We start from the raw sequence: 14736 nt of genomic DNA on the forward strand, positions 1-14736 counted from the left end.
AAACGCCCGGTTACATTCCGAACCCGGAAGCTAAGCCCTCCAGCGCCGATGGTACTGCACTCGGGAGGGTGTGGGAGAGTAGGACGCCGCCGGACTTCTTATTAGTTAGGGCCACCCTTCGGGGTGGCCCTAACTTGTTTCCGGCAAGTTGTTTTTCCAGTCCCATTTGTTCGGCGTCGGGTACGGGGAAACGACACCGCACCCGACACTCTCTGGGTCAGTTCCTGGTCTGTACGCCGGAGCGGATCTGCAGCATCAGCGGTGCCGCCTCGTCGGCCGTACGGCCGGGGAACATCGCCAGCGCGACGCTGCCGTGGTCCGCCCAACCGCACACGGTGAGCGCGTCGCCCTGGTGGCTGGTGCCGCACTTGAGCACCCCGCCGAGTTCACCCGAGGGCTGCTCGCGCAGCTCGTCGATCCGTCCGGAGTCGTCCGCCACGAGCTTGAACAGACGGTCCAGATCCTGCTCCGGCTGCCACATCAACGTCGTACCACCGAAGAGCAGGACCGACTGTTCAGGCTTCGCCGGGTCGGCGTACACGGCGGCGATGCTCTGCTTGACCTCGATGTCGGCGAGGAAGCCGTTCCGCAGATAGTCCGCGGTGGTCTTCGCCCGCTCACTGCCGTCCAACGTGAGGCCGGCAACCTGGTCGGGAATGGTCAGGGTGGCGTCCTTCTGCTGGGCGACCCGCCAACCCAGGGTCCCCAGCACCGCGGCGCCGGCCACCCCGACAAGCAGGGCGGCCCCGAGCGCGATCAGTCGCCGGCGAGACGGAGGGCCCGACCGCTCCTCCTCCGGGTCGTCGTCGAAACGGAAACCGGGAGTGATGTCGTACGGCTCCGGGGTGACGTCGACCGGCACCGGATCGGTGGCCGAAGGGCGATCGGAGAGGTTCGCGTCGGACATGACCGACACCGTAGCCCAACCGGTGGTGGTCCACGTCGGTCCCGGTCGGGGCCTCCGTAGACTTTCAGGGTGACCGAGACAATGGATACCCAACGTACGGCCGTCCCGTCCCTGCCCGCGCAGTACCAGCCGGGCGAGGTAGAGCAGCGACGGTACGAGCAGTGGGTAGCCGCCGGCCACTTCCGGGCCTCGGCGGACAGCGACAAGCCGCCGTTCACCATCGTCATCCCGCCGCCGAACGTCACCGGCTCCCTGCACATGGGTCACGCCCTCGACCACACCGTGCAGGACGCCCTGATCCGCCGCAAGCGGATGCAGGGCTTCGAAGCGCTCTGGTTGCCCGGCATGGACCACGCCGGCATCGCCACCCAGAACGTCGTCGAGCGACAACTCGCCGCCCAGGGCCTGTCCCGGCACGACCTGGGTCGGGAGAAGTTCGTCGAGCGGGTCTGGCAGTGGAAGGCCGAATCCGGTGGGGCGATCCTCGGCCAGATGCGCCGCCTCGGCGATTCGGTCGACTGGGAACGCGAGCGTTTCACCATGGACGAGGGTCTCTCGCGGGCCGTACAGACGATGTTCAAGCGGCTGTACGACGACGGCCTGATCTATCGTGCCGAGCGCATCATCAACTGGTGCCCGCGCTGCCTCACCGCCCTGTCGGACATCGAGGTCGAGCACACCGACGACGACGGCGAACTGGTGTCGATCCGGTACAGCGACGAGGTGGTGGTCGCCACCACCCGGGCCGAGACGATGCTCGGTGACACCGCGGTTGCCGTACACCCGGAGGACGAGCGGTACCGGCACCTGATCGGGACCGAGGTCGAGGTGCCGCTCACCGGCCGGATGATCCCGATCGTCGGCGACGAGCACGTCGACCCGACCTTCGGCACCGGCATGGTGAAGGTGACCCCGGCGCACGACCCGAACGACTTCGAGATCGGTCAGCGGCACCAGTTGCCCTCGCTCACGATCATGGACGAGCGCGGCGTGATCACCGCCGCCGGGCCGTTCGAGGGTCTGGACCGGTTCGAGGCCCGCCCAGCGATCGTCGCCGCGTTGCGCGAGGACGGCCGGATCGTGGCGGAGAAGCGGCCGTACGTGCACGCGGTCGGGCACTGCTCGCGGTGCCGTACGACGGTGGAGCCCCGGCTCTCCCTGCAGTGGTTCGTCAACACGACCCCGCTGGCGCAGGCGGCCGGCGACGCGGTCCGCGACGGGCGGGTCCGGATCGAGCCGGCCGAGTTGGCCAAGCGCTACTTCGCCTGGGTCGACAACATGCACGACTGGTGCATCTCCCGCCAGCTCTGGTGGGGGCACCGGATCCCGGTCTGGTACGGCCCGGACGGCGAGGTCGTCTGCGTGGGGCCGGACGAGCAGCCGCCCACCGGGCCGGGCTGGCGGCAGGACGAGGACGTGCTCGACACCTGGTTCTCCAGCGGGCAGTGGCCGTTCTCCACCCTCGGCTGGCCGGAGCGGACCGCCGACCTGGAGAAGTTCTACCCGACCAGCGTCCTGGTCACCGGCTACGACATCCTCTTCTTCTGGGTCGCCCGGATGATGATGTTCGGCCTGTACGTGATGGACGGCAAGCCGCCGTTCGAGGTCATCGCGCTGCACGGGATGGTCCGCGACCAGTACGGCAAGAAGATGTCGAAGTCGTTCGGCAACGTGATCGACCCGCTGGACTGGATCGAGCGGTTCGGTGCCGACGCGACCAGGTTCACCCTGGCCCGGGGCGCCAACCCTGGTGCGGACGTACCGGTCAGCGAGGACTGGTGCCAGGGCTCCCGTAACTTCTGCAACAAGCTCTGGAACGCGACCCGCTTCGCCCTGATCAACGGGGCGAACGTCGGGGGACCGCTGCCGGAACCGGCCCAGCTCTCACCGGTCGACCGGTGGATCCTGTCCCGGTTGCAGCACGTGGTCGCCGAGGTCGACGAGCAGTTCGAGGCGTACGAGTTCGCCAAGATCTGCGACACCCTCTACCACTTCGCCTGGGACGACGTGTGTGACTGGTACGTCGAACTGGCGAAGCCGGTACTGGCCGCCGGTGGCGAGCCGGCCGCGGTCACCCGACGGGTGCTGGGACACGTACTCGACCAGGTGCTGCGCCTGTTGCACCCGATCGCGCCGTTCGTGACCGACGAGCTGTGGATCGCGCTGACCGGTCGGGAGACGATCCAGACCGCCGCCTGGCCGGTGACCGAGCCGACGCTGGTCGACGACGCCGCCGAGGCCGAGCTGGTCATGCTGCAGCGGGTGGTGACCGAGATCCGTCGGTTCCGCTCCGACCAGGGACTGCGTCCGGCCCAGCGGGTCGCCGCCCGGCTCGACGGCCTGGCCGAGGCGCGGATCGCCGGGCACGAACCGCTGATCCGTTCGCTGGTGCGGCTGGAGGACGGCGGACCGGACTTCTCGGCCAGCGCGACGCTGGCGGTCGCCGGTGGGGTGAACGTGGCCCTGGACACCCGCGGCTCGATCGACCTGGCGGCCGAACGGGCCCGGCTGGAGAAGGACAGGGCGGCGGCGGAGAAGGAAGCCGCCCAGGCCCGGGCGAAGCTCGGCAACCCCGCCTTCGTGGACAAGGCACCGGAACCGGTCGTCAACAAGATCAAGGATCGGCTGGCCGTCGCCGAGGCCGACCTGGCCCGGATCGCCGCCGCGCTGGAGGCACTCGCGTGAGCGACCGTAACGAGTTCAACCAGGTCGACGCCGAACTTGAGGCGCGCGGCTTCACCCGGATGGTGTTTGACCTGGGCCGGATCGAGCAACTGCTCGACCTGCTCGGCAGCCCGCAGCGGGCGTACCCGTCGATCCATCTGACGGGTACGAACGGCAAGACCTCCACCGCCCGCATGATCGACGGGTTGTTGCGGGCATTCGGGCTGCACACCGGCCGTTACACCAGCCCGCACCTGGAGACCGTACGGGAGCGGATCAGCCTGGACGGGGAGCCGGTCAGCGAGTCACGGTTCGTGGCCGCGTACCGGGAGGTGCTGCCGCTGGCCCGACTGGTCGACGTGAAGGCCAGCGAGCCGCTGACGTACTTCGACATGACCACCGCGCTGGCGTTCGCGATCTTCGCCGACGCTCCGGTGGACGTGGCCGTGGTCGAGGTCGGCCTCGGCGGGGCGGACGACTCCACCAACGTGCTCGGCGCCGGCATAGCCGTGATCACCCCGATCGGGCTCGACCACACCGAGTGGCTCGGCGACACGATCGAGGACATCGCGCTGGCCAAGTCCGGCATCATCCACAAGGGCGCCACGGTGATCACGGCGACCCAGACGGAGGAAGCCGCCCAGCCCCTGCTGGAGCGGGTCGCCGAGGTCGGTGCCACCATCGCCCGTGAGGGCAGCGAGTTCGGGGTGGTACGGCGGGACGTGGCGGTGGGCGGCCAGGTGCTGGCCATCCAGGGGCTCGGCGGCGTCTACGACGAGATCTTCATCCCCCTGCACGGTGCGCACCAGGCGCAGAACGCCGCGGTGGCGCTCGCCGCCGTGGAGGCGTTCCTCGGCGCCGGGGCCGACCGGCAGCTCGACATCGACGCGGTCCGGGAGGGCTTCGCCGAGGCCAGCTCGCCCGGCCGGCTGGAACGGGTCCGATCCGCCCCGACGATCCTGCTCGACGGTGCGCACAACCCGCACGGGATGGCCGCCACCGTCAACACGCTCCAGGAGGAGTTCGCGTTCAGCCGGCTGGTCGCGGTGCTCGGCGTACTCGCCGACAAGGACGCGGCCGGGCTGCTGGAACTCCTGGAACCGGTGGTCGACACGGTGGTGGTCACCCGGAACACGTCACCCCGGGCGATGCCGGTCGAGCAACTGGCGGAGCTGGCCGAGGAGATCTTCGGCCCCGAACGGGTCGCGACGGCGGAGGACATGCCCGACGCGATCGAATTGGCCGTGGAACTCGCCGAATCGAACCCCGAGGCCGAGCTGAGCGGCGTCGGGGTCCTGGTCACCGGATCCGTGGTCACCGTGGCCGACGCGCGGCGGCTGCTGAAGCGATGAGGCCGGAGAGACGATGACAGCGGAACGGGAAGCGGTTGAACCGGAAGTGACCGGGCCGTCAGCGGCCGGGCCGTCACCGGCCGGGCCGGAAGTGCTCGAGCCGTCAGGGGACGGGCCGGAAGTGCTCGAGCCGTCAGGGGACGGGCCGGGAGAGGACAGGCCGGGAGAGGATGCGGGGGTGGGGCGGCCGTCGGGGCTGCGTAACCCGGTTCGGGCGGTACGCGGCCTGGGCGCCGGCACCCTGGTCATCGAGATGCTGGTACTGCTGCTGGCCATCCAGCCGATCCGACTGGTCGGCGGTGACCTGAGCGGCACCGCGATCTGGACCATCGTCGCGTTGGCGGTGGTCGCGGTGCTGCTCAGCGGCATGCTGGCCCGGTCGTGGGCCTGGCACGCGGCGACCGTGTTGCAGGGGCTGCTGCTCCTGGCCAGCTTCCTGCACTGGTCGCTGGGCGTACTCGGGGTCATCTTCGCGCTGGTCTGGGCGTACGTGTTGCACGTACGCCGGACGATTTTGGGTTGACCGGACCCGGCGCCGGATTCCTCAGGCCGCCTGGCGACCGCGCCACTGGGTCAGTGCGATGCCGTGCCCGTCCGGGTCGCGGAACGCCGCCGCCCACAGTTCGAGCTTCGCGCCCCGGTTGACCGCCCTCGGTGCGTAGGTGAACCGCACCCCCTTGGCGCGAAGGTCCTCGTAGACCGCCTCGACGTCACCGACCTCGAGGTTCAGGTGGACCAGGCGGCGGTTGATCGGCGCGACGTCCGGGATGGCCCGCAGCACGATCCGGGTGGCTCCCGAGGCGAGTACGGCGTTGCCGTCGCCGCCGTCGATCTCGAAGAAGCCGAGCATGTCCCGGTAGAAGGTCACCGAGCGGTCCAGGTTGGTGACGAGCAGGGTGATGCCGACGCCGTGGATCGGGCCCCCGCCACCGACCTCGGCGCTCGGCGGTGTGGTGACGAGCCCGGCCAGCAGTTCGGCGTCGTCGGCGGGCTGGTCGTCGGCCGACTCGGGGTCCGCGGAGCGGTCCCGCGGCGTCGCCCGCTCGTCGAAGTCGAGATCGAGGTCCAGGTCGATGTCGTCCGGTGGGCGTACCGGTCCGGGGCCGGCCACCACCGGCCCGGACTCCGTCGGGTACGGGTGCGGCCGGCTGCCGCCGCCGCGGCTGTCGTCGTGGTCGTCGGCGTCGCCATGCTCGCCGGTGCGGTCGTCGTCGTAACGCTCGTCGATCCGGTCCTCGATCCGGTCCTCGATCCGGTCGTCGTCGTAACGCTCGTCGATCCGGTCGTCGATCCGGTCGTCGAGACGATCCTCGACGCGGTCCTCGACCCGGTCTTCGGGGTAGCGGTCGCGGTCGGGGAAGTCGGTGTCCAACCGGTCGGTGGGCTCGTGGTAGGGCGGCGCGTCCGGGTACGGGTCATCTGCGGCGGCACCGCCGGTACGCCGGGTCGGGCCGGGGGTCGGCTTCGCCCGGCGCGGCAGCGGAACCGTTGCCGGCGGCTCGACCAGGTGACCCTCCAGCACGATGGTGCCACCCGGCGTGTGGTGCACCACCACCGGTTCCTCCCGCAGGTCGCGCAGATCGTCGTCGAGGTCCGCGATGACCGGGCCACCGCCCGGCGGGGGCGTCCGGTAGCCGTCGCCGGCTCCCCGGCGTACCCACGGCGGCACGTCCTCCTCGATCAGCACGTCGTCGCCGAGCGGGTCGAGGTTCTCGTCGAACTCCGGCGGCAGGTCCATCCGCTCGGCGGCCTCCGCGTGGGTGGGCACCTCGTCCCAGAGGATCCGTACGTGCCGGGGGTCGTCGATCGCGACCATGATCGGTAGGGCGGTGCCCGGTGCCGGCCACTTGGTCACCGGCACCCTCGGATCCCGTACCCGGATCGACCGGGGCGGCAGGCCCGGCGCGTCCAGCACGATCTGTAGCTCGCACCGGCCGAACACCGAAGACGCGGGCGGTTCCGACACGCTGTGTACGTGCGCGATGCCGGAAACCCAGGCGCGGGCGCCACTGCGTACGGTGGTCACCAGGCCGAGCCCGACGGCGAGTACCAGCAGCGCCACCCCGAGCGCGACGATCGCCCAACTGGGCATGCCACAGCCGAAGAGGATGACAAAGGTGGCGAAGGTGCCCAGCACCCCGGCGACGAGCTTGCGCACGGGTGCGACCGATCGACGAACACCGTCTGCCACAGTGGACCTCCCTGGTTAAGGCCAGGCTAGGCCCGATCCGCCAGGATTGGAAAGAGCGGGGCCGTGAGACGTGGCCGGCGTCGGGAGCCACCGGCCGGCTCGCTAGGCTGACCTTCTTCCAGCCGTACCCGGTCCCGCTCAGGAGGAAAACAGCGTGTCCACCAGCAGCCAGGACGAGCGCACTCTCGTTCTGATCAAGCCCGACGCGGTTCGCCGCGGCCTGGTCGGCGAGATCATCTCGCGGTTCGAGCGCAAGGGCCTCGCTATCGACGCGCTGGAGTTGCGCACGATCGACGGCGAGTTCGCCGACCAGCACTACGCCGAGCACGTCGAGAAGCCGTTCTACCCGCCGCTGAAGGATTTCATGACCGGCGGCCCGCTGGTCGCGCTGGTGCTCTCCGGCGACCAGGTGATCGAGGTCGTCCGCGGCCTGGTCGGAGCCACCGACGGACGCAAGGCCGTGGCCGGCACGATCCGCGGTGACCTCTCCCTGTCCAACCGGGAGAACCTGGTGCACGCATCCGATTCGGTCGACAGCGCCAAGCGCGAAATCGGGCTCTGGTTCCCCGAACTGGGCTGACCTTCGAGGCGGCCCCGTCGGGTAGGACAAAGGGTCGGACAAATGGGGTGTCGGGCGGGTCCGGTTGTCGTACCGGACGGCTAGTTTCTCCGACATGGCCACGCTGGCGACGTACTCATATCTGCGCCCTTCCGGTCTCACCCCCGACGACCGGCAACTGACCCTGCAGACCTCGGGTGGGCCCTCGGCCCACCCGAGGTTCTTCGACGGCTTCCTGACCACCCCCGAGCCGGCCGCGGTGGGCCTGCTCGCGGTCGCCGAGGTCGCCAGGACGCGCTACTACCAGCCGGTCAGCCCGGCCAGCCTCGACCCGGTCGTCACCGGTGGGCTGGACCGGCTGCGGTTCGAATCGTTCTCCGGCTGCTGCGGCGTCTACGCGCGGCTCGACGTGCTGCCGGCCGGGCTCGACGGGCAGATCACCACCCACGGCACCACCAACGTCGACGTCAACCCGCCGCTGCGCCAGGCGCTGGCCGGCATCGGCGACGACGACCCGATGCACGTCGCGGTCGGGCCGGACGACCTCACCGTCACCACCATCGACGACGGACCGCTCGTCGAACGGAAGGTGCCGCTGCCCACCCGCTGGCTGCGCGGCTTCGCCGAGGCGCAGGTCATCACCGCCCCGTTCGAGCCGCGGGTCGAGGTCAGCGGTGCCGAGGCGACCGCGTTCCTGCGTCGGCTGCCCAGCGGATCGGACCGTTCGGTGCTCTGGGTGGTGCCGGCCGGGCGGTCCCTGCGGCTGACCTCCCGCGCCGTACCGGGCGCGGTCTGCCTGCCCGGAGCGGGACGGCTGGTGGCGCTGCGGCCGTTCCTGCGGTTCGCCACCGGGCTGCGGGTCTACGGGCCGGTGGTCCGGACGGGCAGCGGGCCGGTCGCCAGCACCTGGGAGCTGAGCACACCGGCACTGCGGCTGTCGCTGACCCTGTCACCGGAACCGCACCGTGGCTTCTCCGGCGAGGGGGCGGTGCTCGCCGCGCTCGCCGCCGACGAGGTCTGCGACGACGCCGACCTGGTCAGCGCGCTGCTCTCCTGGGATCCGACGATCGACGTCGGCGCGCTGGCCGACGCCGCCGGGCTCCCCGTCGACCGGGTACGCGCCGCGCTGACCCAGCTCGGCACCGCCGGCCGGGTCGGCTACGACGTGGCCGAGGCGGGCTACTTCCACCGGGTGCTGCCGTACGACGGTGCCGCGGCCGAGCGGATGAACCCGCGGCTGGTCGGGGCGCGGGCACTGGTGGACGCGGGTTGCGTCAGCGTCGACGGCGAGCTGGCGACCGTACGCAGCGGGGAGGAGACGTACCGGGTCCGATGGACCGGGGAGGCGTCGTCCTGCACCTGTCCCTGGTGGGCGAAGTACCGGGGCGGTCGGGGGCCGTGCAAACACGCGCTCGCGGTCCGGCTGGTCACCACCGCCGCGACCGAACCGGCCGAGGTGTGGACGTGAGCGTCATCCACCGGGAGCCCGAACTGAACTGGCCCGACCTGCGGCAGACGATCGAGCTGGGCAAGGTCGAGGTGGTCGGCAAACTGCTCCGCGACGGGACCGAGGAACAGCGCCGGAGCCTCGCCGCGGAACTGGAGGCGTACGTCAAGGGCCCGCCCGAGCAGCGCTGGTGGAGCCGCCCCGGGCCGGCGACCGCGGTGGCGGTCGCCGCGCTCGGCTGCCTGCCGTCCGCAGCCCGGGCCGCGGCCCTGCTCAGCCGACGCAACGTCCGTGTCTGGTGGGGCGAGATCCCGGTCGAGGAACTGGTCGAGATGTCCCGCGCCCGGGACCTGCCCTGGCTGGGTGATCTCGCCCAGCGTCTGGCCGGCAAACTCGGCCGCGAAGGGGACGCGGCACAGTGGGCGCTGGTCGCCGGGCTGCTGACCGAGACCGGCACCGCCCCGCCCACCGACGACACGTTCGTCCGGGGCTGGATCGGACACCTGCAGGCGTGGCACCTCGGCGACGAACGCCGGCCGCTGATCGACCGGATGCGGGCCGACCCGTACCTCGACGCCCTGTTGCCCCGGCTGTTCGAGGTGGACGGACTCGGGGTCGAACTCGCCCGCAGCACCTGGGACCAGCATCAGCGGCGGTGGGATCACCGGCCGGCGATGCCGGCCACCCTGACCGCACTCGCCGCCGAGGGACGCGTCGACCGGGCGGTGCTGCTGGACGGCGTACTGGGACGGTTCCTGCGCGGGGACAGGGTGGCGGCGCTGCGCGCGTTCGTGGTGCTGCACGACGAACTGGCGCCGACCGAGGCGGAACTGACGGCACGGGTCGGCCGCTACGTCCGGCTGCTGCCAGACGCCCACTCCACCGTCGCCACGCTCGCCCAGCGGGCCCTGCGGCGACTGGACGACAACGGCCGGTTGGAACTGGACACCCTGTTGCAGGGCAGCCGCCAGCTTCTCGCCCGCCCGGAGAAAATGCTGGTCAAAGCACAGTTGAGCTGGCTGGACCGGGTCGCCAAACGGGAGCGGGACCGGGTCGGCGAGGTGCTGGAGACGGTCGCGGTCGCCTTCGGACACGACGCCCTCGACGTGCAGGAACGGGCATTGACCATCGTGCTCCGACACGTCGCCCGGATCGAGCCGCCGGTACGCACCCGGCTCGCCGAGGCGGCCGCCGTACTGGCAGGTGACCTGCCGGGGCGGGCTGCCGCCGTACTCGGCGAGCCGGCGGCGGTGGCCGTCGACGTACCGGCCGGGTGGTCGCTGGGGCCGATGCCGTCGGTGGCGCCGATGCCGCCGCCGGTGACGAGCGCCGCCGAACTGGCCGAGGAGATCGGCGCGCTGGTGCACGACCAGGGTTCGATGATCGGCTGGGAACGAGTGCTCGCTGGACTGGTCGCCTGCCACGCGGACGATCCGGTGCTGCTACGCGAAGCGCTCGCGCCGATCCTCGACCGGTACGCGGTGCACCTCCGGCCGGGGCACACCTGGTGGGGCCATCCGCGGCTGCGGCAACTGTTCGGTGAGGTGATCCGGGCCGCCCTACGTACCGAGACCAGGCTCTCCGGCTGGGATCGCGGGGTCGGCATGGTCCGGGCGGCGCTCGGTGGCTCACCCGCCGAACTGCCGGCCACCGGGTACGGGCCGGGGCCGCAGCAGGCGCTCGCCCTCCGGGTCGCCGAGGTGGCGGTCTACCTCCGGCACAGGCCGATCCCGATGCTGGTGGCGACACCGACCCGGGCGAACGGTCAGCTCGACGCGACGGTGCTGGTCGAGCGGCTCGCGGAAGCCGAGCGGGCGGGTTGGCAGCCGTGGCGGTTCGACCTGGAGCAGGCGCTGCTGCGGCTGCCGAGCGAGATCGACGGCGACGCGTTGAGTCGAGCCGCCGTACTGCGGTCACCGGCCGGTGTGCGGCTGTCCCGCTGGCTCACCGACGGTGGCGCACCCCATCCGGGCTCGGTCAAGGTGGAGCAGCGGCGTCCGACTCCGCGTCGCTTCGACCACTGGGAGTTGAGCCAGTTGCCCGAGCGTCGGGTGGTGGTCGGGCTCCGGCCGGGCGGAGTCGAGTACGGGCCGTTCGCCCAGGAGATGTTCGAACTCGACCCGACCGACCGGCCGGAGATGAAGCACAGTGACCCGGAGTACCCGCTCTGGCCGGGGGTGCTGCCCAACCATCGTGAGGTGATCGCGGCGTGGGCGCTGCCCGCGTTCGCCGGGCTGGCCGACTCCGACCAGCGGGGAGCGGAACTGCTGCCACTGCTCGCCGAGTCCGCCGGTCCGGTCGGCCCGGCGGTGGCCCTGGCGCTGGCGTACACGTTGGCGGCCCGGCACGAGGCGGACCGGGTCGCCGGGGTCGACGCGTTCCTCGCGCTGGCCGGCGCCGGGGACCTCGACGGGGCAGCGCTCGGCCGGGAGCTCGGTGCGTTGGCCGCGGACGGCACGATCAAGCTGACCCGGGTGGTGGCGGGCCTGGCCGAGGCCGCTCGGGCCGGTGCACGGGCGGACGTGTGGGCGGCGATCGAGGCTGCCCTGCCGGCGGTGCTGGCCGCCACTCCCCGCGGCGGGCCGGACCTGCTCGCCCTCGGCGCCCAGACGGCGACCACCAGCCGCACCGAGGGCGCAGGCGGCAACACCAGCGCCGGCGCGACCGCGAGCAGGGCGGCGAGCGTCGGCGGCACGGGACGCGAGGCCGATCGCGGGGCGTTGCGGGCCGCCCTGGCCGGGATCGCCGCGCGCGGCGGCAGCGGTCGCCTGGTAACCGAGGCGCGACGCCTCGACCGGGTACTCGCCGGCTAGCGGCAGGCCCGGGGGCGGCTGACGACAGGCCGGGCCGCGGTAGCGCGAGGCCGGGCCGCGGTAGCGACGAGCGGGGGTAGCGACGAGCGGGGGTAGCGACGAGCGGCGGTAGCGACGAGCGGCGGTAGCGACGAGCGGCGGTAGCGACGAGCGGGGCGGCCGGCCGGGTCGAGCTGGATGGTGGTGCCAGTGCGGGGACCATCCGGCCGACCCGGCCGCGCTCCGGTCAGACCTCGGTGGGGGTCTGGGCGTGGACCGTCACGGCGACCCGGTTCCACACGTTGATGGTCGCGATCGCCACCACCAGGTCGGCGAGTTCCTTCTCCGACCACACCTTGGCGGCCGCGTCCCAGACCTCGTCCGAGACACCGTGCTCGCCCAGCCGGGTCACCTCGTCGGTGAGGGCCAGGGCGGCGCGTTCCCGCTCGTCGAAGAAGGACGACTCCCGCCAGGCGGAAACGGCGAACAGCCGCCGGCTCGACTCGCCCGCGGCCAGCGCGTCCCGACTGTGCATGTCGACGCAGAACGCACACCCGTTGATCATCGACGCCCGGAGCTTGACCAGCTCCAACACGGTGTGGTCGACGTTGCGCTGGACGTAACTCTCCAGCCCGGCCACCGCCCGGTACGCCTCCGGCGCCACCCGTCCGATATCCATCCGCTGATTCACGCCGTACCTCCTCGATCCGCCGTCGCCGGCCCGTTGGCCGCCGTACGGCACCGCTTCCGGTTGCGTCTCGTGGACGGGTGGGTCGTCGGAGACGTGACGGGACCGGGATGTGATCCGGGTCATCCGGGCGTTCGCATCCAGTTCGGACATCGGTCACCTCCACCGCGCGGGAGAGCCACCTCCGGTCGATAGACAACCCTGGTCAACGCCCCACCGACCGTGGAGGAATCGAATGACCTCACTCGATCGACGTACCCTGTTGCGCGCCGGACTCGTCGGCGGCGCCGGACTCGCCGGCGGAGCGCTGCTCGGCGCGGCCGGCGCGTCCGCCGGCGGACCGGCCGCCCCGGCCTGGCGGCCGAGCGGGCGACCGGTGCTCACCCACGGCGTGCAGAGCGGCGACGCCACCGCCGACTCCGCCGTGGTCTGGACCCGGGCGGACCGCGCCGGCCGGCTGCACGTCGAGGTCAGCCGCCGGCCCGACTTCCGCGGGGCCCGCCGGATCCGTGGGCCGCTGCTGGCACCGTCGGGCGACTTCACCGGCAAGGTACGCCTGCGTGACCTGCCCAGCGGCGAGCGTCTGCACTACCGGGTACGGGTGGAGAGCCTGGACCGGCCCGGCCTGCTCAGCGAGCCGCTGGTCGGGTCGCTGCGTACCGCCCCGGCGTCGGGGCGCCGGTCGGACCTGCGGTTCGTCTGGACCGGTGACATCGTCGGCCAGGGCTGGGGCCTCTCCTCCGACTACGACGGCATGAAGATCTTCGAGTCGATGCGGGCGGTCCGGCCCGACTTCTTCCTGTGCAGCGGTGACACCGTCTACTCCGACGGGCCGCTGGCCGAGACGGTCGCGCTGCCCGACGGGCGGATCTGGCGCAACCTGGTCACGCCGGAGAAGAGCAAGGTCGCCGAGACGCTCGCCGAATACCGGGGGCAGTTCGCGTACAACCTGCTCGACGAGCACCTGCGGGCGTTCGCCGCGGAGGTGCCGCAAATCAACCAGTGGGACGACCACGAGGTGACCAACAACTGGTACCCGGGGGAGATCCTCGCCGACGACCGCTACACCGAGAAGCGGGTCGACGTACTCGCCGGGCGGGCCCGGCAGGCGTTCCACGAGTGGCTGCCGACCCCGGGTGACGGGCGGCTCTACCGGAAGCTGTCGTACGGGCCGCTGCTCGACGTGTTCGTGCTGGACATGCGGACGTACAAGGACGCCAACGACGGCAACACGTACGCCGACCCGAACCGGGGGCTGCTCGGTCGAACCCAGCGCGAGTGGCTGATCCGGGAGTTGAAGCAGTCCCGGGCCACCTGGAAGGTGATCGCCAACGACCTGCCGATCGGGCTGGTCGTACCGGACGGGTCGACCGCGCAGGAAGGGGTGGCGCAGGGCGACAACGGGCTGCCCGCCGGGCGTGAGCTGGAGTTCGCCGAGGTGCTCCGGGCGGCGCACCGCGGCGGCGTACGCGGGATCGTGTTCGTGACCGCGGACGTGCACTACACGGCGGCGCACCACTACGACCCGTCCCGGGCGGCGGTACGCGACTTCACCCCGTTCTGGGAGTTCGTCTCCGGTCCGGCACACGCCGGGGCATTCGGCCCGAACGCGCTGGACGGCACGTTCGGTCCCAAGGCGGTCTTCGTCAACGCCCCGCCGGTGGCCAACACCTCACCGGCCGACGGCTTCCAGCACTTCGGCGAGGTAACCATCGACGCCCACTCCGCGGACCTCACCGTCCACCTCCGCGACCGAAACGGCCACTCCCTCTGGTCCACCACCCTCCCCGCACCCCGATAACCAGCGAGGTTGATCATGAAGTTAGCGACGGTTTGATCATCGTTCTGTGTTGCTAACTTCATGATCAACGCGTTGGGGGTGGGGGTGGGGTTAGTCGGGGGCGGTGGGGGTGGTGGGGCGGGTAAGGTGGGGGGACAGGCGATGACCCGGCTATCACCGGTGAGCTTCCGGAAGAAACGGTGGGATCCCGTGAGGGGTGCCGGCGGAGTAGAACCGGACGGGTTCGGCCCGTCACAGCCGGCCAATGAGCGGGCGGTCGATCCTGACCGTCAAGCGGGGTGGTACCGCGGGTCCCGCGGCACGTCGGCTGTCCGGCGTACCGTCTGGCTCGTCCT

The 14736-nt window shown here is 71.5% G+C and carries 10 protein-coding genes and 1 rRNA gene; 8 read left to right on the top strand and 3 right to left on the bottom strand.

The genetic code is table 11. From position 1 onward, the window contains the following. Positions 1-95: ribosomal RNA gene (gene rrf / locus AB0J90_RS02535) — 5S ribosomal RNA — on the top strand; the annotation flags it as partial. A 122-nt stretch (positions 96-217) separates the two neighbouring features. Here rrf and AB0J90_RS02540 read toward each other — a convergent pair. Then, positions 218-907: a hypothetical protein gene (locus AB0J90_RS02540; RefSeq protein ID WP_363591410.1), complete on the bottom strand. Its 690-nt coding sequence runs from the start codon at positions 905-907 to the stop codon at positions 218-220. 69 nt (positions 908-976) lie between these two features. Here AB0J90_RS02540 and AB0J90_RS02545 point away from each other — a divergent pair, with 69 nt between their 5' ends. Genes AB0J90_RS02545 through AB0J90_RS02555 form a run of 3 tightly spaced genes read left to right on the top strand, consistent with a single transcriptional unit; the run spans position 977 to position 5446 of the window. After that, positions 977-3592 carry a valine--tRNA ligase gene (locus tag AB0J90_RS02545; protein ID WP_363591412.1) on the top strand — a complete coding sequence of 872 codons (2616 nt, stop codon included), beginning with the start codon at positions 977-979 and terminating at the stop codon, positions 3590-3592. Then, positions 3589-4923 carry a folylpolyglutamate synthase/dihydrofolate synthase family protein gene (locus AB0J90_RS02550; protein WP_363591414.1) on the top strand — a complete coding sequence of 445 codons (1335 nt, stop codon included), beginning with the start codon at positions 3589-3591 and terminating at the stop codon, positions 4921-4923. The genes AB0J90_RS02545 and AB0J90_RS02550 overlap by 4 nt, the downstream gene beginning before the upstream one ends. A gap of 13 nt (positions 4924-4936) precedes the next feature. Continuing rightward, a complete protein-coding gene (locus AB0J90_RS02555; RefSeq protein WP_363591416.1) occupies positions 4937-5446 on the top strand; it encodes a DUF4233 domain-containing protein in 510 nt (169 codons plus the stop codon). 21 nt (positions 5447-5467) lie between these two features. Here the strand turns inward: AB0J90_RS02555 and AB0J90_RS02560 are convergent, their stop codons facing one another. Continuing rightward, positions 5468-7114, bottom strand: a complete 1647-nt coding sequence (locus tag AB0J90_RS02560) for a VOC family protein (protein ID WP_363591418.1) — start codon at positions 7112-7114, stop codon at positions 5468-5470. A gap of 154 nt (positions 7115-7268) precedes the next feature. On the opposite strand from AB0J90_RS02560, the gene ndk reads away from it, so the two are divergent. From ndk to AB0J90_RS02575, 3 genes are all read left to right on the top strand, one after another. After that, a complete protein-coding gene (gene ndk, locus AB0J90_RS02565) occupies positions 7269-7694 on the top strand; it encodes a nucleoside-diphosphate kinase (protein WP_363591420.1) in 426 nt (141 codons plus the stop codon). A gap of 94 nt (positions 7695-7788) precedes the next feature. Beyond that, positions 7789-9141: an SWIM zinc finger family protein gene (locus tag AB0J90_RS02570; protein ID WP_363591422.1), complete on the top strand. Its 1353-nt coding sequence runs from the start codon at positions 7789-7791 to the stop codon at positions 9139-9141. Next, entirely contained in the window at positions 9138-11933 is a 2796-nt protein-coding gene (locus AB0J90_RS02575) for a DUF6493 family protein (RefSeq protein ID WP_363591424.1), read from the top strand. Before AB0J90_RS02570 ends, AB0J90_RS02575 begins: the two co-directional genes overlap by 4 nt. A 226-nt stretch (positions 11934-12159) precedes the next feature. Here AB0J90_RS02575 and AB0J90_RS02580 read toward each other — a convergent pair whose 3' ends face one another. After that, a complete protein-coding gene (locus tag AB0J90_RS02580) occupies positions 12160-12753 on the bottom strand; it encodes a carboxymuconolactone decarboxylase family protein (protein WP_363591426.1) in 594 nt (197 codons plus the stop codon). An 82-nt stretch (positions 12754-12835) separates the two neighbouring features. On the opposite strand from AB0J90_RS02580, the gene AB0J90_RS02585 reads away from it, so the two are divergent. Beyond that, positions 12836-14401 carry an alkaline phosphatase D family protein gene (locus AB0J90_RS02585; protein WP_363591428.1) on the top strand — a complete coding sequence of 522 codons (1566 nt, stop codon included), beginning with the start codon at positions 12836-12838 and terminating at the stop codon, positions 14399-14401. The last annotated feature ends 335 nt before the right edge of the window (positions 14402-14736 follow it).

The organism is Micromonospora sp. NPDC049523 (genome assembly GCF_040676775.1).
Taxonomy (GTDB): Bacteria; Actinomycetota; Actinomycetes; order Mycobacteriales; family Micromonosporaceae; genus Micromonospora_G.

Coding starts and splice junctions, on each gene's coding strand:
- AB0J90_RS02555 (WP_363591416.1), top strand. CDS start 4,937: ATGACAGCGGAACGGGAAGCGGTTGAACCGGAAGTGACCGGGCCGTCA.
- AB0J90_RS02540 (WP_363591410.1), bottom strand. CDS start 907: ATGTCCGACGCGAACCTCTCCGATCGCCCTTCGGCCACCGATCCGGTG.
- AB0J90_RS02580 (WP_363591426.1), bottom strand. CDS start 12,753: ATGTCCGAACTGGATGCGAACGCCCGGATGACCCGGATCACATCCCGG.
- AB0J90_RS02570 (WP_363591422.1), top strand. CDS start 7,789: ATGGCCACGCTGGCGACGTACTCATATCTGCGCCCTTCCGGTCTCACC.
- AB0J90_RS02585 (WP_363591428.1), top strand. CDS start 12,836: ATGACCTCACTCGATCGACGTACCCTGTTGCGCGCCGGACTCGTCGGC.